This is a genomic window from Streptomyces sp. NPDC041068, assembly GCF_040647455.1.
Classification (GTDB): domain Bacteria; phylum Actinomycetota; class Actinomycetes; order Streptomycetales; family Streptomycetaceae; genus Streptomyces.
Genome location: NZ_JBEZCG010000017.1, coordinates 173,057 through 195,448 on the forward strand (window position 1 = coordinate 173,057; position 22,392 = coordinate 195,448).

General features: G+C 72.4%; 16 protein-coding genes. 9 read left to right on the top strand and 7 right to left on the bottom strand.

Features of this window, described 5'->3' with window-relative positions; genetic code table 11:
• The first annotated feature begins 124 nt into the window (after positions 1-124).
• From AB0B50_RS34020 to AB0B50_RS34040, 5 genes are all read left to right on the top strand, one after another.
• Positions 125-763 (top strand): TerB family tellurite resistance protein, encoded by a 639-nt coding sequence (locus tag AB0B50_RS34020; RefSeq protein WP_362339737.1) that lies wholly within the window; start codon positions 125-127, stop codon positions 761-763.
• A gap of 80 nt (positions 764-843) precedes the next feature.
• Complete coding sequence (locus tag AB0B50_RS34025) at positions 844-3,075, top strand: tetratricopeptide repeat protein (protein ID WP_362339671.1); 2,232 nt, start codon at positions 844-846, stop codon at positions 3,073-3,075.
• Positions 3,076-3,195: 120 nt separating this feature from the next.
• A complete protein-coding gene (locus AB0B50_RS34030; protein ID WP_362339672.1) occupies positions 3,196-5,295 on the top strand; it encodes an MMPL family transporter in 2,100 nt (699 codons plus the stop codon).
• A gap of 173 nt (positions 5,296-5,468) precedes the next feature.
• Positions 5,469-6,599, top strand: a complete 1,131-nt coding sequence (locus tag AB0B50_RS34035; RefSeq protein ID WP_362339738.1) for a histidine kinase — start codon at positions 5,469-5,471, stop codon at positions 6,597-6,599.
• Between the two features lie 25 nt (positions 6,600-6,624).
• The gene (locus tag AB0B50_RS34040) at positions 6,625-7,305 is read left to right on the top strand and encodes a response regulator transcription factor (protein ID WP_362339673.1); all 681 of its coding nucleotides are present in this window, start codon (positions 6,625-6,627) and stop codon (positions 7,303-7,305) included.
• Between the two features lie 130 nt (positions 7,306-7,435).
• On the opposite strand, the gene AB0B50_RS34045 is transcribed toward AB0B50_RS34040, so the two are convergent.
• From AB0B50_RS34045 to AB0B50_RS34065, 5 genes are all read right to left on the bottom strand, one after another.
• Positions 7,436-8,371: a dihydrodipicolinate synthase family protein gene (locus AB0B50_RS34045; RefSeq protein WP_362339674.1), complete on the bottom strand. Its 936-nt coding sequence runs from the start codon at positions 8,369-8,371 to the stop codon at positions 7,436-7,438.
• Positions 8,368-9,417, bottom strand: coding sequence for an ABC transporter ATP-binding protein (locus AB0B50_RS34050; RefSeq protein ID WP_362339675.1), 1,050 nt, complete (start codon positions 9,415-9,417; stop codon positions 8,368-8,370). Before AB0B50_RS34050 ends, AB0B50_RS34045 begins: the two co-directional genes overlap by 4 nt.
• Positions 9,414-11,477, bottom strand: coding sequence for a dipeptide/oligopeptide/nickel ABC transporter permease/ATP-binding protein (locus AB0B50_RS34055; RefSeq protein WP_362339676.1), 2,064 nt, complete (start codon positions 11,475-11,477; stop codon positions 9,414-9,416). Before AB0B50_RS34055 ends, AB0B50_RS34050 begins: the two co-directional genes overlap by 4 nt.
• Positions 11,477-12,436 (bottom strand): ABC transporter permease, encoded by a 960-nt coding sequence (locus AB0B50_RS34060; RefSeq protein ID WP_362339677.1) that lies wholly within the window; start codon positions 12,434-12,436, stop codon positions 11,477-11,479. The genes AB0B50_RS34055 and AB0B50_RS34060 overlap by 1 nt, the downstream gene beginning before the upstream one ends.
• Positions 12,437-12,524: 88 nt before the next feature.
• A complete protein-coding gene (locus AB0B50_RS34065) occupies positions 12,525-14,153 on the bottom strand; it encodes an ABC transporter substrate-binding protein (RefSeq protein WP_362339678.1) in 1,629 nt (542 codons plus the stop codon).
• Between the two features lie 158 nt (positions 14,154-14,311).
• On the opposite strand from AB0B50_RS34065, the gene AB0B50_RS34070 reads away from it, so the two are divergent.
• A complete protein-coding gene (locus AB0B50_RS34070; RefSeq protein ID WP_362339739.1) occupies positions 14,312-15,040 on the top strand; it encodes a FadR/GntR family transcriptional regulator in 729 nt (242 codons plus the stop codon).
• A 6-nt stretch (positions 15,041-15,046) separates the two neighbouring features.
• On the opposite strand, the gene AB0B50_RS34075 is transcribed toward AB0B50_RS34070, so the two are convergent.
• Positions 15,047-17,257 (bottom strand): NB-ARC domain-containing protein, encoded by a 2,211-nt coding sequence (locus AB0B50_RS34075; RefSeq protein ID WP_362339679.1) that lies wholly within the window; start codon positions 17,255-17,257, stop codon positions 15,047-15,049.
• Between the two features lie 227 nt (positions 17,258-17,484).
• On the opposite strand from AB0B50_RS34075, the gene AB0B50_RS34080 reads away from it, so the two are divergent.
• Positions 17,485-18,648: a PP2C family protein-serine/threonine phosphatase gene (locus AB0B50_RS34080; protein ID WP_362339680.1), complete on the top strand. Its 1,164-nt coding sequence runs from the start codon at positions 17,485-17,487 to the stop codon at positions 18,646-18,648.
• On the opposite strand, the gene AB0B50_RS34085 is transcribed toward AB0B50_RS34080, so the two are convergent.
• Positions 18,623-19,561: a LysR family transcriptional regulator gene (locus AB0B50_RS34085; RefSeq protein WP_362339681.1), complete on the bottom strand. Its 939-nt coding sequence runs from the start codon at positions 19,559-19,561 to the stop codon at positions 18,623-18,625. The genes AB0B50_RS34080 and AB0B50_RS34085 overlap by 26 nt on opposite strands.
• Positions 19,562-19,662: 101 nt before the next feature.
• On the opposite strand from AB0B50_RS34085, the gene AB0B50_RS34090 reads away from it, so the two are divergent.
• A complete protein-coding gene (locus AB0B50_RS34090; protein ID WP_362339682.1) occupies positions 19,663-21,000 on the top strand; it encodes an MFS transporter in 1,338 nt (445 codons plus the stop codon).
• A gap of 72 nt (positions 21,001-21,072) precedes the next feature.
• Complete coding sequence (locus AB0B50_RS34095; RefSeq protein WP_362339683.1) at positions 21,073-22,353, top strand: aminotransferase class I/II-fold pyridoxal phosphate-dependent enzyme; 1,281 nt, start codon at positions 21,073-21,075, stop codon at positions 22,351-22,353.
• Positions 22,354-22,392 lie beyond the last annotated feature (39 nt).

The following is a 22,392-nucleotide window of genomic DNA, read 5'->3' on the forward strand; positions in this document are numbered from 1 at the left end:
CAATGCAGCCGGGGAGTTACGGAGGTGCGTGGTGCTGCCAGATCGGGGACGAAACGGCCGGAAATCCCGCATCCTCGCGCTGCCCGTCTCGCGCGGGCGAGCCGTGTGCAGGCGCGTGATCGGCATGCACACGGCCTGGGACGCCGTCGGCGACGGCGAGTTCTTCTGTCCCGCCTGCGGCGGCGACCGCAACTACCAGCGCCTGACGGGCCGGCGCCGCTTCGTCCTGCTCGGCCTGCCCGTCCTGCCGCGCGGCACCGCGGGACCCGTCATCCAGTGCGCCGCCTGCCAGGACTTCTTCGACCCCGACGTCCTGGACCACCCCACCACCACGCGCCTGTCCGCGATGCTCCGCGACGCCGTGCACACCGTCGTCCTCGCGGTCCTCTCCACCGGCGGTACCACCTCGCGCACCACCCTCGACACGGCCGTCGCCACGCTGCGCGGCGCGGGCTACGACGACTGCACCGAGGAGCGGCTCGTCGCCCTCGTCGACGCGCTCGCCACCGACGCGGGCCGTGCCGTCGAGCCGGACTGCGGCCCCGGCCTCGCCATCGAACTCCACGAGGCCCTCGGCCCCCTGGCCCCGCACCTCGCCCCCGCGGGCCGCGAGGCCCTGCTGCTCCAGGGCGCCAGGATCGCCCTGGCCGACGGCCCCTACACCCCGGCCGAGCGGGACGTTCTCACCACGGCGGGCTGCGCGCTCACGATCGACTCGGACGAGGTGGCCCGGCTGCTCGTGGCGGCGCGGACGCCGTCCTGAGGGTGAGCCGCAGGGCTTCTTTGTGAGGGGCCCTTCGCGAGGGGTCCCTCGCCGGGCGAGGTCCGGGACAATCTGCGGGCATGAGGGACGGTGTGCGCTGGGCGGCCGTGATCGCCTTCAACTTCCTCGCGTTCGCCGGGGTGTTCGTTCTCTGCTACGCCGTGCGGGCGCCGCTGCTGCCATCGGCGGAGGAGGGCCGGATCGCCGTCGGAGTCGCCGCGGCGACCGTCGTCGCGACGATCGGGGGGACGGCGGGGGCGTCGTGGGTGAGCCGCTCCGCCGCGCGGGCGCAGCCCCGGCCCGTCTCCGCCGAGCCCGACTCCGGTCCGGGCGAGCCTGCCCGTGTACTGGTCCGCATGGGTGAACTTCCCCTGGAGCCGAGGGGGTTCCAGCCCCGAGCGGATCTCCTCGCCACCCTGGAGCAGGCCGCGGACGAGCCCGGCCTCACCGTCGTGCACGCCGTCACCGGGGCGCGCGGCGTCGGCAAGACACAGCTCGCCGCGGCCTATGCGCGCTCCCGCATCCGGGACGGCTGGCCCGTCGTCGCCTGGCTCACCGCGGAGAGCGGTGGCCGACTCGCATCGGGCCTCGCGGAACTCGCCGACCGGCTCGGCGTGCGGTCCTCCGGGGACGACGTGGAGGCGGCGGCGCGGTCCGCGCTCGGCTGGTTCGGCGGCCACCCCGACCTGCCGTGCCTGATCGTCGTCGACAACGCGACCGACCCGGACGAGGTCGCCGCCTGGCTGCCGACGGCGGGGCGCGCACAGGTCGTCGTGACGACGACGGTGCGGTCCTTCGGGAACATCGCGGGCGCGCAGGTCGACGTCGACGTCTTCACGGCGGTCGAGGCGCTGGACTTCCTGGCCAAGCGGTCCGGGTGCGGGGCGGACGACGGAGCCGCGGAACTCGCCGCGGAGCTCGGGTACTTGCCGCTCGCGCTCGCCCAGGCCGCCGAGGTCATCCGAGGGCGGGGCGGCGGCTGCCTGGGCTACCTGGAGCGGCTGCGGGCCTACCCCGTGCACGAGGTGCTCGCCAGGGTGCCGGGGGAGCGGTACCCGCACCGGGTGGCCGAGGCGATCCTGCTGGCGGTGGAGGAGGTGGAGGGGCGGTCCGGGGGTGAGGGCGGGCTCGTGCGGCTGCTCCTGGAGATGCTGTCCGTCCTGGCGCCGGGTGGAGTGCCGCGCGAACTCCTCCACGGGGCCCTCGAATCGAGCGGTGGCCCGTACGACGCCTCAGCCGTGGACGACGCCCTCGGAGTCCTCGCCGACGTCTCGCTCATCACGCGCGTCGGTGACGACGCGGTCGCCGTGCACCGGCTCGTACAGCGCGTCCTGCGGGAGCGGGCGCGGCAGGAGGGCAAGCTGGACGGGGCGGCGGATCTGGTCGTGCGGCACCTCGACGTCCTGCTCGTGCCGCCGGAGGACGCGTGGCGCAAGCGGGAGCGCGGACGCCGACTCGCCGATCAGGTGGAGGCGTTGTGGGTCGCGCTGGGGCCGGAGATCGAGGAGCGGGGAGCGGTCGCGATGCGGCCGGTGCTCAAGCTGCGGAGCTGGGCGGCCAACGAATACCTCGCCGAGGTGGGAGACCTGGCCAGGGCGCTGGACATGGCCCGAGGGATCGTCGAGGTGTGCGAGGCGACGGCGGACGCCTCGGACCCGGTGACGCTGAGCGCGATGAAGCGCTTCTTCTCGGGTTCCCTGCACCCGGCACTGGTGCGGGCCCGACGGAGGTCCGGCACGTACTACGCCTCCCTTGGCCGCGTCAGGAAGAACGCGGCCGTCCAGCGCCGCCTGCTCGACGACCTCACACGGGAGTTCGGCCCCGATCACCCCTGGACGCTCCGGCGGCGGACGAGCTGGGCGGAGAGCGGGCTGCGGTACACCGGGCACTGGCGCAAGGCGCTGACCCTCCTGCGGGAGCTGGCCGCGGACCATGAGCGGCTCTTCGGCGCCGACCACCCCTGGACCCTCGGGGCCCGCGCGGACGTCGTGCGGATCGCCCGCCGCACCGGCCGTCTGCGCACGGCGTCGGCCGAGTACGCGGCCCTCGTCGCCGACCGCGAGCGGATCCACGGACCCGATCACTTCTGGACCTGGCAGACCCGGGTGGGGCACGCCTTCACCCTGCTCCTCTCCTCGCACCCGCACCGCGCGGTCGTCCTCTACGACCGGCTCCTCCGGGACGCCGCCCGCGTCTTCGGCCCGGCGAGCCACCAGGCCCGATGGATCGCCCCCAGATACACCCTGATCTGCTTCTGCACCGGCCACTGGACCCGCTTGCGGGAGGCCCGCCGCGTACTCCGCGGGGAGTAACCGCAACGCCCCGCCTTCCCGAGCCGTACCCCCCAACTCGCCCCCCAGCCCGACGGATCGGCGGCCCCTTCCCGGAAGGGTTGACGCAGAACATGTCACCCCTGCCGAAGGAGGCCCGTCATGGGGGCCACATCGACCGCTGGTGCGTCGCGAAGGCGACGGCGTGCCGTGCCCTGGGTGTTCCTGGGGCTGTGGATCGTCGTCGTCGCGCTCGCCTCGCCGTTCGCCGCGAAACTCGCCGATGTGCAGAAGGACCGGCCCGTCGACTATCTGCCGGCCAGTGCGGGCTCCACCGAAGTGGCGAAGATCCAGGACCAGTTGCCGGGCGGTGAGGCCACCGAGCTGGTGCTCGTCTATCACCGGGACGGCGGGCTCACCGCCGCCGACCGGGCCGCCGCCGGTGAGCAGGTCGACGAGATCGCGCGGGCGCACCGGCTGGTCGCCGAGCCCAAGGGCGTGCCGTCCGAGGACGGCACCACGCTCATGTACCCCGTCGCCTCCACGGAGCCGGGGCAGGACGAGGAGAAGCGGGACGCCCTCGTCGAGGATGTGCGGGACGTCGCCCGTGGGGACGGCGGGCTGAGCGTCGATGTCGGCGGGGCCGGGGCGCTCGACACCGACGCCAGCGAGGTCTACAACTCGCTCGGCGGGCCGCTGCTCTACACCACTGCCGCCGTCGTCGCGCTGTTGCTGATCCTCATCTACCGCAGTCCCTTCCTCTGGCTCGTGCCGCTCGCCGTCGCGGGCGTCGCCGACTACCTCGCGATGGGCGTCGCGTACGGACTGAACCAGGCGTTCGGGACCTCCGTCACCGGCCAGAGCTCGGGGATCATGACCATCCTCGTGTTCGGCGCGGGCACCGACTACGCCCTGCTGCTCGTCTCCCGCTACCGGGAGGAGTTGCGGAGGATCGAGCGGCCCTACGACGCCATGGTCGCCGCCCTGCGCGGCTGCGGGCCCGCCGTGCTCGCCTCCTCGGGGACCGTCGCCGCGGGCCTGCTCTGCCTGCTCGCCGCCGACCTCAACAGCAGCCGTGGCATGGGGCCGCTCGGCATGGTCGGGGTGCTGTGCGCGCTCGTGGCCATGCTGACGCTGCTGCCCGCCGTCCTCGTGCTGCTCGGGCGGCGCGTGTTCTGGCCGCTCGTACCCGCCTTCGGCAGCGTGCCCAAGCAGCGGCGAAGTCTGTTCGCGGCCATGGGGAGTTCGGCGGGGCGCAGGCCGCTGGCCGTGCTCGCGGGCGGAGCCGTGCTGCTCGGTGCGCTCGCGCTCGGCGCGTTCAACCTGCCGGGGTCGCTCAAGCAGGAGGACTCCTTCACCAAGACGCCCGAGTCCGTGTCCGCCATGGAGACCCTCGCCGCCGCCTATCCCGAGTCCGGCACGCAGCCGATCACCGTCATGACGCCCGCCGACCGGGCCACCGAGTCCCTCGCCGAGATCCGGGGCACCAAGGGCGTCGACGGCGCCGAAAAGGGGCGTACCGCCAAGGGCTGGACCGAGATCTCCGTGCTCGCGGCGGCCCCGCCCGAGTCGGCGGGCGAGACCGCGACCATCGAGGCGCTGCGCGACAGCGACCGTCTCGACGGCTCCTACGTCGGCGGATCCAGCGCGCAGCAGCTGGACCTGAAGGACACCAACGCCCGTGACCGCACCCTCGTGGTGCCGCTCGTCCTCGGCGCCGTCCTGCTGATCCTCGTCGCCCTGCTGCGCAGCCTCGTCGCGCCCCTGCTGCTGCTCGCCGCGGTCGTCGCCGTGTGGGGCGCCTCGCTCGGCGTCGCGGGCCTCGTCTTCGAACCGCTCTTCGGGTTCGAGGGCACCGATCCGGGGCTCGGCCTGCTCTCCTTCGTCTTCCTCGTCGCGCTCGGCGTGGATTACGGGATCTTCCTGATGCACCGCATGCGCGAGGAGTGCCTGAACGGGGCCGAACCCGGGGCGGCCGCGCTCACCGCGCTGCGCACCACGGGCGGCGTCATCGCATCGGCCGGGCTCGTGCTCGCCGCGACGTTCGCCGTGCTCACCAACATGCCGCTGGTCCAACTCGTCGAGCTGGGCTTCGTCATTGCGGTCGGCGTGCTGCTCGACACCTTCCTCGTGCGTACGTATCTGGTGACGAGCGCGAGCGTCGCCCTCGGCAGGAAGGTGTGGTGGCCGGGCCCGCTGTCCAGGCCCCGCCCCGCGGCCCCCGCCCCCGAGGCCGAACCCGTCCGGGTCCCCGCACCTTGAGGCCGGCCTCCAGGGCGCCCCTCCTCTCCCGGAGGGGCGCCCGCGTACCCCAAGATGGAGCGGTGGAATCACCCGTCATAGGCCAGGGCGTGGCGCGCGGTACCGCCCGCCGCAACCTCGTCGAGCGCGTCCTCGGCCCGGCCGCCCCCGGCGAACGGCTGCGCACGGACGTCCTGTTCGCGCTCGCCATGGCGGCGAGCGCCGTCGTGATCGTGCAGGTCGTGCGGGACAACGGCGACCCGCCCGACCTGTTCGGCTGGGCGCTGCTGATCGTCGCCCACGTCGTCATCGTGTGGCGGCGCCGCGCCCCGCTGCGGGTCATGGCGGCCATGATGGTGATCCTCATGGCCTACCACTCCATGGACAACAACCACACCGCGCCCATGGCGGTGTCGATGGCCGCCCTGTTCACCGTGGCCTCCCGGTCCAGACCCCGCAACGCGGTCCTCGTCGGCGGCGCGGTCCTCGGCATCATGCTGGGCCTGAAGTTCAGTGAAGGCATGGCCGAGGGCGCGGAGTCGCTCCGCATCTCCGGCTGGATCGTCGCCTTCCTGCTGCTCGGCGTGTACGTGCGCATGCACCGTCAGTACGTCGCCTCGGTCCTGGAGAGGGCCGAGCGGGCCGAGCGCACGCGCGAGGAGGAGGCGCGGCGCAGGGTCGCGGAGGAGCGGCTGCGGGTCGCCCGCGATCTGCACGACCTGCTCGCGCACAGCATCACGCTGGTCGGTGTCCAGACCTCGGTCGCCGCGCACGTCCTCGCCGCCGACCCCGACCGGCTCGACCGGACGGCCGTCGCCAAGGCCCTCGACGACGTCGCCGAGACCTGCCGCACCGCCCGCGGTGAACTCCGCGCCACGCTGGAGGTGTTGAGGTCCGGCACCGACGACGAGGCCAGGGGGCCGCTGCCCGGCCTCGACGGCCTGCCCGACCTCGCGGACGCGGCCCGCACCGCCGGAGCCCGCGTCGATCTCGAGGTGGGGGAGTGCGAGGCGCCGCCCGCCGTGGGCGTCGCCGCCTACCGCATCGTGCAGGAGGCGCTCACCAACGCCGTGCGGCACGCGGGGCCCGACCCCAGGGTCCAGGTGGCGGTGCGCATGCGGGAGGCGGCGCTGTGTGTGCGGGTCACGGACGACGGCGTCGGCGTCCAGGAGCCCGCGCACGCGCCGGGCTACGGGCTCGTCGGCATGCGGGAGCGGGCCAGGACGGTTGGCGGGACCCTGGAGGCGGGGCCGCGGCCCGAAGGGGGTTTCATGGTGTCGGCGGTGCTGCCTCTGGCGCCGGTGTCCCTGGGAGGACTGACATGACGGACCGTTCCTCGGGAGGTCCGCGATGACCATCCGCGTGCTGCTCGCCGACGACCAGACGCTCGTGCGCGCCGCGTTCGCGATGCTGGTCGACTCGGCGCCGGACATGGAGGTCGTCGCGCAGGCGGGAACCGGGCGCTCCGCGGTCGACCTGGCCCGCTCCGAGCGCGCCGACCTCGTCGTCATGGACATCCGCATGCCCGACCTCGACGGCATCGAGGCGACGCGGCTGCTCGCCGCCGACGAGGACCTGGCGGGCGTGAAGGTCCTGATGCTGACGACGTACGACACGGACGAGCACGTCGTCGACGCGCTGCGCGCCGGTGCGTCCGGCTTCCTGGTCAAGGACACCAAGCCCGCCGAACTCCTGGACGCCATCCGCACGGTGGCGGCCGGCGACTCCCTCCTCTCGCCGGGCCCCACGGCCCGCCTGATCGCCAGGGTACTGCGGGCCCCGGACGCCGAACTCACCGTCTCCGGCGGTCCCGAAGGCCTCTCGGACCGGGAGAGACAGGTGCTTCGCCTCGTGGCACGCGGCCTGAACAACACGGAAATAGCCGAGACGCTGGGCCTGAGCCCTTTGACCTCGAAGACCCACGTCAGCCGCATCATGGGCAAACTGGGCGCGCGGGACAGGGCCCAACTGGTCATCGTGGCCTACGAGTCGGGGCTGGTGGCGCCGGGGTCGGTGCCGTCCCAGCCGTGAGCGCTGAGTACTTGAGCGCTGAGTACTGAGTACTGAGTACTGAGCGCTGAGTACTGAGCTCTGAGCGCTGAGTGCTGAGCTCAGAGCCGTGAGCCCGTCCCGCGCCGCCCTCGGAGCGGTCCCGCCGCCTTCAGAGCAGTCCCGCCGCCGCGAGGTGCTTGCCGACCGTTTCGATCTCCGGTGGGGACAGGGGGATCTGGGGGTCCGCCGTCGCCGGGCAGGCGATCACTCCGCGCAGGTGCAGCGCCGCCTTGAACGCGCCCAGTGCCGACGAGCTGCCGCCCATCCGGGCCGGGTCGCCCGCCGTGACCATGCCGAACAGGCCGCACAGCCGCTCCTGTTCGGCCCGCGCCCGTGCCCAGTCGCCCTCGCGGCAGGCGCGGTACAGGCGCACGTACCCCGCGGGATCCACGTTCCCGAGGCCGGGCACCACGCCGTCCGCGCCCATCGCGAGCGCCGAGTCGACCGTCACCTCGGACCCCGTCAGGACGCCGAACCCTGCGAGCCCCGGCCCCGACCGCTTCCCGAGCACCACGTTCCGGAAGGCGCCCTCGTCACCGCTGGAGTCCTTCAGGCCCGCGAGCACGCCCTCCTCGGCCAGTTCGAGGACCAGCTCCGCGCCCAGTTTGGTGTGCACCGACACCGGCAGGTCGTACGCGAAAACCGGCACCCCACAGCCCTGCGCCACAAGGCGGAAGTGGCGTGCCACCTCGGCCGGGTGGGTCCGCGTGTAGAACGGCGCGGTGACCACGGCCGCGTCCGCGCCCGCCCCTGCCAGGGCGCGCGCATGGTCCAGGACACGGGGCGTGGTCATGTCGATCGCCCCGGCGAGGACGGGCAGTTGGCCCGCTACGTGACGTACGACCGTGTCCAGTGCGGTCGCGCGCTGCCGGTCCGTGAGATACGCGACCTCCGAGGTCGAGCCGAGCACGAACAGGCCGTCCACGCCGCCCTCGACCAGATGGTCGACGAGCCTGGTGAGGGAGGCGGTGTCCACCTCGCGGTCCGGTGTCAGCGGAGTGCAGACGGGCGGGACGACACCGGTCAGCGGAGTGGGAAGAGTCATGGATGCTCCCGGGGGGTGGTGGCTGGGGCCGTGGCGGCGGCCTGGGTGACTAGCTCGTGGGTGGACTGTCCCTCGCCCACGGGGTGGAAACACCGGAACCGGTGCGCCGCGCCCGCCGATCCGACGTCCGAGACGTCCGGCATGGCTTCGGCGCACACCTCGTCCGCCTTCCAGCAGCGCGTACGGAAGGGACACCCGCTCGGCGGCCGGGTCGCCGACGGCACGGGACCCGCCAGCGGGATCGGGTCGATGGGGTCGAGCAGCCCCGGAGTGGCGGAGAACAGGGCCCGCGTGTACGGGTGCCGGGAGCGGTCCAGGATCTCCTCGGCCGGCGACTCCTCGACGATCCGCCCGAGGTACATCGTGACGACGCGGTCGCTCATCCTGCGCACGGTCTGGATGTCGTGCGAGACGAAGACGAGGGCGAGACCCAGGCGTTCCTTCAGGTCGAGGAGGAGGTTCAGGATCTGGGCGCGCACGGACACGTCCAGGGCGCTCGTCGGCTCGTCGGCGACCACCAGGTCCGGTTCGAGCGCCAACGCCCTCGCGATGGCGACGCGTTGGCGCTGACCGCCGGAGAGCTGCCCCGGCAGCCCGTCCGCGAGCGCCTTCGGCAGGCCGACCAGGGACATCAACTCCCTTACGCGGTCGTCCCTTTCGCGCACGCTTCCGCGTCTGTGCACGTCCAGGGGGTCCCGGAGGATCTGCCTGATCGACAGCCGGCGGTTCAGGGCGGTGGACGGATCCTGGAAGATCATGCCGGTGCGCGTTCCGATGGCCGTGCGGCGCTCGGCGGGTCTCATCGTCCACAGGTCGTCGCCCCGGAACGACACGGTTCCACTCGTCGGCGGCTGCACGCCGACGAGGACCTTGGCGAGCGTCGACTTGCCGCAGCCGGATTCCCCCACGACGCCGACGGTTTCGCCTCCGGCGACGGTCAGGGTGGCGGCCGTCAGGGCGTAGACGTGGTCGCGGGAGAGGAGGCCGCCCGATCGTGCCTTGTGCACCACGTGTACGTCGGTCAATTCCGCGATGGGCGTGGTCATTTCGGCTTTCCCTCTGTTGTGGGGCGGCGCGCCGTGGGGAGGGCGGTGGGGTGTGCGGATGCGGGTTCGTCGTGGTTGCTCGCGCCGTTCCCCGCACCCCTTCGAGGCGCCCTTCGCGGCGCCGGGTGATGGCATGCCGTCGCGTGGGCCCGGCCGCCCACCAGGACCGGCGTCTGCTCACGGCACACCTCGCTCGCCAGCGGGCACCTGTCCGCGAAGCGGCACCCCGGCGGGAAGTCCGCCGGGGACGGTACGACGCCCTTGATCTGGGTGAGGCGGCGCGCCGCCGATTCCAGCGAGAGGACCGAGCCGAGCAGGCCGCGCGTGTAGTGGTGGGTCGGGGCCTCCACCAGGTCCGCGGTGACGCCCGTCTCGACGATCTGCCCGCCGTACATCACCACGACCCGGTCGGTGACGTCGGCGACGAGGGCGAGGTCGTGCGAGACCAGGATCAGCGCGAAGCCCAGCTCCTCGCGCAGCCGCAGCAGCAGCTGGATGATCTGCGCCTGCACCGTCACGTCGAGCGCGGTCGTCGGCTCGTCGGCGACGATCAGCTTCGGGTCGCGGGACAGGGCCATGGCGATCAGTACGCGCTGGCGCTGGCCGCCGGAGAGTTCGTGGGGGTAGCTGCGCAGGGTGCGTTCGGGGTCCAGGCCCACGAGTTCGAGGAGCTCGACCGGTGTGCGGCGCCCACCCCTTCGTACGACTTGTTTGAGCTGGGAGCGCACGGTCATCGCCGGGTTCAGGGACGACAGGGCGTCCTGGTAGATCATCGCCATGTCGTGGCCGAGCAGCCGGCGCCTGGCCCGCATGGGCAGGCCGATCAGCTCCTGGCCGTCGAAGGTGACGCTGCCGCCCACCCGGGCGCCCTTCGGCTCCAGGCCCATGACCGTCAGCGCGGTCAGCGACTTTCCGCAGCCCGACTCACCGACCAGGCCCAGGACTTCACCGGGGCGTACGTCGAAGGTGATGCCGTCGACGATCTCCACTCCGCCGTGCCGCTGGGGGAAGGAGATCCTCAGGTGCTCGACGGTCAGGACCGGGGGCGCCGTCGGCAGGGGGCGGGCCCTGGTGCGCAGGCGGCGGGCCGCCTCCGTCAGGCCCGGCAGGTCGAGGACCTTGCCGCTGCCGGGCTCGGGGGCCTCCAGGCGGTCCTCGTCGCGGGCCGCGCCCTCGACGTCCCGCGACGAGGGCGCGGCCCAGGCGTCGGAGACGCCCTCGGAGAGGATGTTGAGGGCGAGGACGGTGACCAGCATCAGGAGGCCGGGGAAGACCGTCGCCCACCAGCCGCCGATCAGGACCATGTTCTTGCCGTCGGCGATGACGCTGCCCCAGGACGGGTCGGGCGGCCGCACCCCCGCGCCGATGAAGGAGAGCGAGGCCTCGAAGACGATGGCCTCGGCGACCATCACGGTGCAGAAGACGAGGATGGGTGCCGCGCAGTTGACCGCGACGTGACGGATCAGGATGTGCGGGGTGCGCGCGCCGACGACGCGTTCGGCCACGACGTAGTCCTCGCCGTACTGGTCGAGGACGTTGGCCCGCACGACACGGGCGATCGGCGGGGTGAACAGGAACGCGATGGCGCAGATCAGGACGAGGATGCCGCCGCCGAAGACCGCGACGAGCACGGCGGCGAGCGCGATGCCGGGGAACGCCATGACGACGTCCAGGCAGCGCATCATCGTCTCGTCGACCGCCTTGCGGGAGGTCGCCGCGACGGCGCCGACGATCGCGCCGACGACCAGGGCGAGCAGGGTGGCGCCGAGCCCGATCGCCAGCGACCAGCGTGCCCCGTACATCAGCCGGCTGAGGATGTCGCGGCCCAGGCTGTCCTGGCCCATCCAGTGGTCGGCGGAGGGGGCGCCGGTGCCGCCCGCCTGGGGCTGCTGGTCGAGCGGGTCGTGCGGGGCGAGCAGCGGGGCGAGGAGCGCCATCAGGACGACGACGCCGAGGACGCCGACCGCCACGCGGGACAGGACGGGCAGCTTGCGCAGCGAGCGGAGCCGGATGCCGGGGACCGCCAGCTTGTCGGTGAGCGCCTTGCGGGAGGTGACCATCAACTCGCCTCCCTCAGGCGCGGATTGACCAGCAGATAGAGGATGTCGATGACGAGGTTCACGACCACGAAGCCGACGGCGGTGGTGATGACGACGCCCTGCACGACGGCCGGGTCACCGTTCTTCACGGCGTCGATCATCAGCTTCCCCATGCCGGGCAGCGAGAAGATCGTCTCGATGACGACCGCGCCGCCGAGCAGATAGCCGACGCGCAGGCCGAGCACGGTGAGCGGGTTGATGAGGGCGTTGCGCAGCACGTTCCTGCCCACGACCACCACCGGCGGCAGACCGCTGCCGACGGCCGTGCGGACGTAGTCCTTGTCGAGCTCCTCGACCACGGCCGTGCGGATGATGCGGGTCAGGCCGGCCGCCACCGGAAGGGAGAGCGCGAGGGCGGGCAGCGTCATGGTCTTGAGCCAGCCGGTGAAGGAGTCGGCGGGGTTGATGTAGCCGCCGGTCGGGAACCAGCCGAGGTCCACCGCCAGGTACTGGATCATCAGCAGCGCCAGCCAGAAGCCGGGCGCCGCCACACCGGTCAGGGAGACGACGCGGATCAGCTGGTCGGGAAGGCGGTCGCGGTAGATCGCGGCGGTCACGCCGAAGGTGAGGGAGAGCACCACGGCGATGCCGAGCCCCAGGAAGGTGAGCTGCATGGTGAGCGGCAGGGCGGTGGCGACCTGGTCGAGGACGGGGGAGCGGTTGAGGACGCTGATGCCCAGGTCGCCCTGGAGCAGGTCCCCCACAAAGGCGATGTAGCGCACGGGCAGCGGATCAAGGAGCCCGTTCTCCTCGCGGAACTGCTGCAGTTGCTCGGGGGTCGGGTTGGCGCCCTGGAAGAACGCGGAGGCCGGGTCGGCGTCCGAGAAGCGCATCACGAGGAACACGAACAGCACGATGCCGAGCAGCAGCGGGACGAGCAGGGCGATGCGGCGGGCCAGGATTCTGATGACTGCGGTCACGGCGTACGACTCCTGAACTGGCGACTCCTGAAATGGCGATTCCTGAACCGCCGATCCCTGAACCGGCGACTCCCGAAGTGGCGCTGTCTCAGGCCCACTTGGACTGGAGCAGGTTGATTCCGGGGTAGGGCTGCGCCTTGACGCCGGTGATCTTCTCCGGATCCCAGGCGGTCATCAGTTCGTTGTGGACGACCGGGTAGAGCACGGCCTGTTCGGCCACCGTGTCGATGTACTCCTGGATCATGGTCTTCTTCTTGCCCGCGTCGGATTCGCGCGTGGCCTGGTCCATGTCCTTGAAGAGCTTCTTGGCGACGGGGTCGTCGGCCCAGCGGGCGTAGCCCATCCAGATGTTCTCGGGGCCGTAGTTGTAGTGCATGATCAGGTCGGCGTCGAGCCCGAACTGGTTGGGGTTCGAGGCGGCGGCGACGATCTGGAAGTCCTTCTTCTGGTCCAGCTTGGTGAAGACGGCGGTGGTCTCCTGCGGGTCGAGGGTGACCTCGACGCCGAGCTTCTCCCAGCCGTCCTGGATGGTGGGCAGGCAGTCGACGATCCAACTCACGTTCACGGCCATGAGGTTGATCTTGAGGTTGTCGACCCCGGCTTCCTCCATGAGCTTCTTCGCCTTCGCCAGGTCGTGTCCGTAGACGGTCTTGGCGGGCCGGTAGGAGGGGTTGGCCTCGTTGAGGAAGGACGTGGCCGCCCTGCCGTGGCCCTTGAGCGCGGCCTCGATCATCTTGTCGCGGTCGATGGCGTAGTGCAGGGCCTGCCGGACGCGTACGTCGTCGAACGGTTTGTGCGCGGTGTTGAAGAGCAGGAAGAGGTTGTTCATCCCCGCGCCGCCCTCGACGGTCAGGCCGTCCTTCTTGAGCTGCTCGATGTTGGCGTACGGGATGTTGTCGGAGATCTCCGCGTCCGCGTTGCCACCGGATATCTTCGCCACGCGCGGCGCGGCGTCCACGATCGTCAGCCAGTTCATCTTCTTGAAGGCGGCCTTGCGCGGGCCGTTGTAGTCCTCGAAGGCCTCGAAGGTCGTGTTCGACTTCGGGTTGTGGGCGGTCTGCTTGTACGGGCCCGAGCCCACCGCCTTGCCCTTGGTCGCGTCGTCCCACGCCCCCGGCTCGGAGAAGACGTGCTTCGGCATGATCTTGGCGAGGGAGAGCCGCGCGGCGCCGTCGGGGAAGGGGAACTTGAGGATCAGCTCGACGTTGGTGGCGTCGACCTTCCTGACCTCCTTGAGCCAGCTCGCGAAGAAGCCCTTGGCCAGGGTCTGGGTGTCCGGGTCGAGGATCCGGTCGAACACGAAGACCACGTCGTCGGCGGTGACGGGCTTGCCGTCGTGCCACTTGGCGCCGGGACGCAGCGCGAACTTCCATGTGGTCGCCTTGAGGTCGCCGGGGACCTCGGTGGCGAGCGCCGCGTACGGCTCGCGGGTGATCGGATCCGTGCCGAGCAGGCCCTCGTAGATGTGTTCGTTGCCGGCCATGGCGAACGCCGAAGCGGTCTGCGTCGGGTCCCAACTGCCGTCGTTCCCATAGCCGATGACAGCCGTGAGCGTCGCGTCGCCGCCCTTGCCGCCGCCGTCGGCCTCGTTGGTGGACTCGGGCCCCGACGAGCAGGCGGAGAGCGTGGAGGTGACGACGGCGGCCGCGCTCAGCGCGCCGGTGTACTTGAGGAAGGACCGGCGGTCCGGCGCGGTCCGAGGGGTCAGGTCGCTCACGGTGTCTCCCTTGCCTCCCTGAGAGGTCCCACGTCCTACGTCGTGGGTGGCGTGGCGACCATAGGAGCGGCGCGGGACCCGGTCAAGAGAGTGCGCAGGGATCCGAACGGGACGAACTCGTGCCGGAGGTGGGACGTGGGATGTCATCCGTGCCTACGATGGCGCGCATGGCGCAGGAGCCGATCCGAGAGCGGCGTGTGAGCGGTCAAGTGCGGCGTGAGGTCGTCCAGTTGATCCTGGAAAGAGGGCTGCGGCCGGGCGCGCCGCTGCCCACCGAGGCCGAGCTGATGGTCGCGCTCGGTGTCAGCCGCAACTCCGTGCGCGAGGCGCTGAAGGCCCTCCAGGCCCTGGACATCGTGGAGATCAGACACGGCTACGGAACGTATGTGGGCCAGGCGTCGCTCACCCCGCTCGCCGACGGTCTGACCTTCCGCGCGCTCGTCGGGCTCCGCGACGACACCCAGGCGCTCGCGGAGATCCTGGAGGTGCGGGAGGTCCTGGAGGAGGGGCTCATGCGGCGCGTCGCCGGGGCGCTCGGCGAGGCCGAACTGGCCCAACTGGAGCTTTTGGTGAGGCAGATGGAGGACGCCGCCGATGCCGGGACCGCCTTCCCCGACCTGGACCGCGAGTTCCACGAGACCCTCTACCGCCCGCTCGGCAACGAACTGGTGCCGCAGCTCCTCGGCGCGTTCTGGAACGTCTTCCGCCGGGTGGCGGGCGCGCAGGGCTGGGCGAGCGACCCGGCGCCCGAGGTGACGGTGGCCCGGCACCGGGACATCGTGGCCGCCCTGCGCGCGAAGGACGCGGGGCGCGCGCAGCGGGCGATGGCCGACCACTTCCGGGGGATCGGGGAGCGGGCGGGGCAGGGGATGCGGGGGGTGGGGTAGCCGGGGTTATCCGGCGTGGTCCTCAGAGGCGTGGTCCTCAGAGGGGTGGTCCTCTGAGGGGTGGTCCTCTGAGGGGTGGTCCTCTGAGGGGTGGTCCTCTGAGGTGCAGTCCTCCGAGGTGCAGTCCTCTGAGGTGCAGTCCTCCGAGGAGAGGGCGTAGGCGAGGCCGTCGGAGGTGCTGGTCCTCAGACCCGTCCCGTACTCCTCCTCGTACGCCGTGTCGCCGATGGACGTCCTGATCGCGCGCTCGGACTCGGCGCGGGCGGCGAGCAGTTCGGGCATGCCCATCTGGGCCGGGCCGATGGCCTGCCACATGCGCTGGCCGATGCCGAGCAGGCGGGCCGCGTGCCTGCCCCGGGCCGCGGCGACGGCCGTCGAGGCCAGCAGGTCGACGGCCAGGACGGCACCGAGGCTGTCGTGGAGCAGCGCCTTGCCCTCCAGCGCGACGCGGGCGTGGGCCGCGGCTTCCGAGTGGCGGCCGAGCCCGGCGGAGGCCAGGGCCTGGGTGTATCCGACCCAGGCGCGCATCCACCGTTCGCCGAGCCGTTCGGTCCTCGCGTACAGCTCGTCGGCGTTGTCCGCGGCGGCGGTGAAGTTCCCGCGGTGGGCGTGGACGAACGAGCGCGTGACCTCGAGCAGGAGCCAGGCCTCCGGGAAGCCGCCCCGCGGATGCGGGAGTTCCGGCGTCGAATCGAGTACCACGGCGGCCCGTTCCTGATCACCTCGCAGGGACAGGGCGGCGACTTCGAGGTAGGTGGCGGCGTGGGCCCCCGGGGCATCGGCGCCCCCGACCGTCTTGCGCAGCGCGTGCGCGAGACGGCGCACGGCGTCGAGGTCGCCCTGCCCGATGGCCGCGAGGCCACACGCCCACTGGGCCTTGGCGCGCACAGGGCCCGGCTCGTGGTACAGGTCGAGTGCCCGCGTCAGGTAGTGCCTGCCCTCCCGGGCGAATCCGCAGGCGAACCAGAAGAACCACAGGGCCCCGCCCATCTCCTGGGCCGTACGTCCCTCGCCGTGCGACAGAGAGAACTCCAGCGCCGTACGGAGGTTGGCGTGGTCGGCGGACAGCCGTGTGTACCAGGCGATCTGGCGAGGGCCCAGCCACTCGGCCTCGGCCCGCAGCACCAGCTCCCGGTGGAAGTCCCGGTGCCTGCGCCGGGCCACGTCCTCCTCGCCGAGCTCGCGCAGCCACTGCGCGCCGAACTCGCGCACCGTGTCCAGCATGCTGAACCGTACGGGGCCCGAGCCGTCCGTCCGGCGGCGTACGAGGGACTTGGCCACGAGCCCTTCGAGCAGCCGCTCGACCTCGTCTGCGGGGAGCGGGCCGCCCGCGCCCACGGCCCGCGCGCCATGCGCCTCGAAGCCGCCGACGAACACCGAGAGCCGGGCCCACAGCAGCCGCTCCAGCGGCTCGCACAGCTCGTGGCTCCAGCCGATGGTGGTGCGCAGGGTCCGGTGGCGCGGCGGGGCGGTGCCGTTGCCGTGCGTGCCGTCCTGGGCGATCAGCGCCTCGAAGCGGTGCTGCAGCCGGTCGTCGAGCTGCTCGATGGTGTGGTCGGACAGCTGGGCCGCCGCCAGTTCGATGGCCAGGGGGATGCCGTCGAGGCGGTGGCAGACGGCCGCGGCCGAGGCCCACCGCGAGCCGTCGAGCGTGAAGTCCGGGGCCGAGGCGGCCGCCCGGTCGGCGAAGAGCGCCAGCGCGTCGCCGTGTCCGGTGCCCGTGTACGCCTCTGCCGTGGGGGGCGCCACCGGCAGTGGTTCCACCTCGTAGCACCGCTCGCCCGCGATGCCGAGCGGCTGCCTGCTGGTGACCAGGACGCGCAGCTCCGGCGCGGTATCCAGCAGGGTCCGTGCCACGCGGGCACACGCGGCGACGAGGTGCTCGCACGAGTCGAGGACCAGCAACAGCCGCTTGTCGACGAGCCACTGGGCGACCAGCTCCTCGGCGGGGCCGGCCGCCTGGTCGACCAGGCCGAGCTCCTCCAGGAGGACGTTGCCGAGCAGGGACGGTTCGCGCAGCGGCGACAGTTGGACCAGATGGACCCCGTGGGGGAAGGCCTCCGCCACCCGGCGGGCGGCCCGCAGCGCGAGCCGTGACTTGCCGACGCCGCCCACGCCGGTCAGCGTCACGAGGCGGTCCGATGCCAACAGGGCTTCGACGGACCGAAGTTCGACCGTCCGCCCGATGAAGCTCGTCGTCTCGGAGGGGAGATGCACGTCGCACAGTGTGCTCCCCGCGGGCGCCGCGGGGTTGCGATTGCTGCGACATTGACCCGTCTTGAGTGACGCCCCGGGCGGGGCGCGCAAAAGTCGGCATGAGGAGATCATCGCCGGTCATCGGTGCCCTGGTCCGGACATCAGGTCGTGCTGCCGCGACCTTTCGGTCATAGTGGCCGTTCGATGGAGCGGGGTTACGGAGAGTCGGAGAGTCAGGGAGGCCGCGCATGGCCATCCTCAAGGGGTGGCGTGAGCGTTGGAGGGCCAGGGTCGGCCGCGCACTGCCCTGGGCCTTCTGCTCCGCCATCGCTGCCCCGGGTGTGTTCACCGGGACCTGGACGCCCACCGCCGCCACGCTGCTCCTCGCCCCGCTGGCGGCGTGCGTACGGCTCGGCGTCCGGCGGACGGCCGCCGTGGCGTGCGGGGCGGTGCTCCTCGCCCTCGCGACCTGGGCGACGTACGGCTTCGTGCTCTCACCGTCCCTCTTCCTGGACCTCCTGGTCCTGGTGGTCGGCGGTGCGCTCACCGTCCGTGCCGCCGCCCGGCACGCGTCGGACGCGGCCGCCCTGGCCCGGGTCACCGAGGTCGCGCGGGTGGCGGAGGGGGCGATCCTGCGCCCCGTCGCCACGCACATCGGCGGGGTGGAAGTGTGCACGCGGCACCACTGTCCTGTCCAGGGGGCGACGGTGGGCGGCGACGTGTACGACATCGCGCACACGCCGTACGGAGTCCGGGTGCTCATCGGGGACGTGTGCGGCCACGACCTGAAGACGCTCCGGCTCACGGCCGAGGTCATCGGAGCCTTCCGTGACCAGGCCTACGTGACGCCCCAACTGCCGGACCTGGCACGGCTGATGGACACCCGCATCTCCCGGGTGCTGGGGCCGGAGGAGTTCGTCACCGCGCTCTTCGCCGAGTTCGCCCCCGGCGAGGTCAGGATCGTCAACTGCGGGCACCCCGCGCCGCTGAGGGTGGGGCAGCAGGTCAAGCTGCTCGAAACCCCGGAGCCCACGCTGCCCCTGGGGCTGGGGTCGCGGCCCGCGGTGCACCGGGCCTGGCTGCAGCCCGGCGACCGGGTGCTGTTCTACACCGACGGGCTCAGCGAGGCGCGCGACCCGGGCGGCGCCGACTTCCCACTGCTCGAAGGTGCCGCACGAGCGCTGGGCGAGCCGCTGCCGGCCGACGCGCTCGACGCGCTGTACGCGCGCCTGACCGACCACACCAGGGAGCCGCTGGCCGACGACGTCGCGTTCGTGCTCTGCCAGCCGGCGGACCGCCCCGCCGACGACAGGCACCTCCAAGTGATCGTCCGGGAAAGGGAGTCGGGCCGAGAGTCGGGCCGAGGCCGCTCCGTGCCGTCATCGGCTAAGGGCTCAGGCCCTCGCCGTTGATGACGGGCCCGAGCTCCCGCGCGAGCGCCACCGTGAGCGCGCGGAAGATCCGCACCTCGGGGTTCTCCTCGTCCGCGCGCACCGCGAGATGGCTGCTCTCCCACGGCGCGTCGATGATCGGTACGAAGGCGGCGCCAGGCCAGGCGTAGTAGCGGGCGAAGGACTTCAGGCCCGAGCCCGCGGCCCGGCCCGTGATCACGCCGGTGAGCACCTCCTGCGGGGTCACCGCGAAGTCCGTGCTGCGGCGCTGGGCCTCGTCGTCGAAGTAGAGGTACTGCGTGAAGGGGCGCGGGGTGTGGCCGGGTACGCGGAAGAAGGGCAGGCCCGCGATGTCGGCGACGCTCGCGCCGGTGAGCCGGGCGTCCGCCAGCGGGGAGTGCGCGGGGACGACGACGATGCGCTGCTCCGTGGTCAGGACGTCCGACACGACCCGCTCGTCGTCGGGGCTCGGCCGGACGAAGGCCACGTCCACGCGGTCCTCCGTCAGCGCCGTCACATGCTCGGTGAAGTCCAACTGGCGTATCTCCACGCGGACTTCGGGGCGGGCACGGCGGTAGGCGTTGATCGCGGCCGGGGTCAGCTCCGCCGAGCCGTGGCCCATGATGCCGACGCGGAGGGGGCGGACCGCGGCCGTGGGGTGGGTGGCCTCGGCCATGTCGTCCAGGGCGGCGTTCGAGGCGGCGAGCAGCACACGGGCGTGACCGGCCAGGCGGACGCCCGCGGGGGTGGGCGCCACCGGGGTCGCGGTGCGGTCGATCAGGGTCGTGCCGAGCTCCGTCTCCAGTCGGCGCACATGCTGCGTGACGGCGGGCGGGGAGAGGAAGAGGCGGGCCGCGGCCCGGCCGAAGTGGCCTTCTTCGACCACCGCGAGGAAGGACGACAGGAGCCGTAGATCGAGCGGTGACGAGGGCATGCCTTCAGCGTAAACCCGGTGGTCACGGGGGTGCGCGGGCCATTCACGATTCGTGAACGCGGGCGGCGCGCAGGGCTGGGCCGCGCCTACAACTGACGACCATGAGCATCAGCACCACCACCGACACCACCTCCGCCCGCTCCGAGGCCGGATCGGCGACGGCGCCTCTGGGAGCCGTGCGCCGCCGGTACGGGGTGCGGGCGGCCTGGATCATGGTGGCCTCCGGGTGGAGCGCCAACCAGTTCTCCGCGCTGCTCGGCGCCTACCGCTCCGAGCTGGGACTCGTCGAGTCCGCGGTGACCGGGCTCTTCGCGTTGTACGTCGTCGGCCTCATCCCCGGCCTCCTCGTCGGCGGCCCGTTGGCCGACCGCGTGGGCCGCCGCCCGGTGGCGCTGGCGGCACTCGCCCTGAACCTGCTGTCCACGGGGGTGCTGATGCTGGGGGCGGGGGCCACGGGGTGGCTGTGGCCGGGGCGGTTCGTGACGGGGGTGAGTGCGGGGGCCCTGCTGGCGGCGGGCAGTGCGTGGATCAAGGAGCTGTCTTCACGTGAGGGCGCTTCCGCGACCACGGCTTCGCGCCGGGCGGGGTTGTTCGTCTCGGCGGGCTTCGCTTCGGGCGGGCTGGTGGCGGCGCTGATCGCGCGGTGGGCGCCGGAGCCGATGGTGGTGGCGTACGTACCGCACGTTCTGCTGGCCGCAGGGGCGGGGCTGGCTGCGCTGAAGGCGCCCGAGTCGATGGCCGCTCCTGCTGTGGGCAGGCGTTCCGCACGGCGAGTGGGGTCTCCCCTGCTCGAGCGGAGCCGAGAGCTCGGGGAAGGGTGGGCACAGCCCACGATGCCGAGCACCGATCAACGAGGCATAGCTACACGCTTCCGCCGAGCCGTCCTCCCCGTCGCCCCCTGGGTCTTCGCCGCCCCCAGCATCGGCTTCGTCACCCTCCCGGGACTCGTACACGGCGGCCTCGTCCACGCAGGCGTGGCCACCGCGGTAGTCCCCGGCACGGGCCTGCTCGTCCAGCCGCTTGCCCGCCGCCTGGCGCCACGGCACCGCCTGGCCACGGCCGTGGCGGGCCTGCTGATCATCGCCGCGGGCTTCACCGCGGCCGCCTTCGCCGCAGCGACCGGCGGCCAGGCCCTGGCCCTCGCCGCCGCCGCGGTCCTCGGCGCGGGCTACGGCTTCGTGCTGACCCACGGCCTCACCGAGATCACGGCCATGGCCCCACCGCACCGCCTGGCCCGCCTCACCGCGTACTTCTGGACGGCGGCGTACGCGGGAATGTTCGCGCCGTACGCGGTGACACTCCTGTCCTCCACCGCCCACCCCGCGACCCTGCTCGCGGCGGCGGCGGCCCTGGCAGCCCTCTCCTGCGCCCTGCTGCTCGCCCTCGACCGCCGACCCGCAGCGGCGGCCTCCCCGGTCTCGCCAAACGGGCGGCCGTGACCTGATCACGCCCCGGTTTGTATCCTCGGCGGGCTCCACCCCACCCGAGCCGCACCCCCGAGAGGCACCACCATGAGCACCGAGCAGACCCCCGACGCCCAGGCCCTGGCAGGGCTGCTGGAGAGGGCACGGGAGGACTACGAAGGCCTTGCCGGGCGCGGGCTCTCCCTCGATCTGACCCGGGGCAAGCCCGCTCCGGAGCAGCTGGACCTCTCCGAGGAGCTGCTGAGCCTGCCCGGCAGCGGTCGGCACACCTCCGCCGACGGCACCGACGTACGCAACTACGGCGGGCTCCAGGGGCTGCCCGAGCTCAGGGAGATCTTCGCCGAGCTGCTCCAGGTCCCCGCGGACCGGCTGCTCGCGCTCGGCAACTCCAGCCTGGAGCTGATGCACGACTGCCTCGTGCACGCCCTCCTCGGCGTGCTGCCCGGCGCCGAGTCGCGCTGGGTGGACCAGGAGCGCATCGCGTTCCTGTGCCCGGTGCCCGGCTACGACCGGCACTTCGCGCTCTGCCAGCGGTTCGGCATCGACATGATCCCCGTGGCGATGACCGACGAGGGCCCGGACATGGACGAGGTCGAGCGGCTCGTCGCCGAGAACCCGGCGGTCAAGGGCATCTGGTGCGTGCCGAAGTACAGCAACCCCGACGGCGTCGTCTACAGCGACGAGACCGTGGCCCGCCTGGCCGCGATGCCCACCGCCGCCCCCGACTTCCGGATCTTCTGGGACAACGCGTACGCGGCCCACCACCTCACCGACGAGCCCGCCGAGATCGCGGACCTGCTCGCCGCCTGCGCCGGGGCCGGGCACGAGGACCGCGCCTTCGTCTTCGGCTCCACCTCGAAGATCACCGCGGCCGGGGCGGGCGTCGCCTTCTTCGGCTCGTCGCCCGCCAACGTGAAGTGGCTGCTCGCGGGCAACCAGAAGCGGTCCATCGGCCCCGACAAGATCAACCAGCTGCGCCACGTGCTGTTCCTGAAGGACGCCGACGGGGTGCGCGCCCACATGGAGCGCCAACGCGCCCTGCTGCAGCCCAAGTTCGAGACGGTCGCGCGCATCCTGGACGCCGAGCTCGGCGGCACGGGCCTCGCCACCTGGACCTCGCCCAAGGGCGGCTACTTCGTGACCCTCACGGTCCCGGACGGCTGCGCCAAGGAGGTCGTGCGCCGCGCCGCCGAAGCGGGCATCGTCCTGACGCCCGCCGGCGCCACGCACCCCTACGGGGACGACCCGCGCGACGCCGTCATCCGCGTCGCGCCCAGCTACCCGGGCCTCGCGGAGCTGGAGCAGGCGATCAAGGGCCTGGCGGTGTGCGTGCGCCTCGTCGGGTACGAGCGGCTGGCCGCCGGCTGAACTCGGCGGCGGAGCCGCTGATCGACACGGACCCGTGCC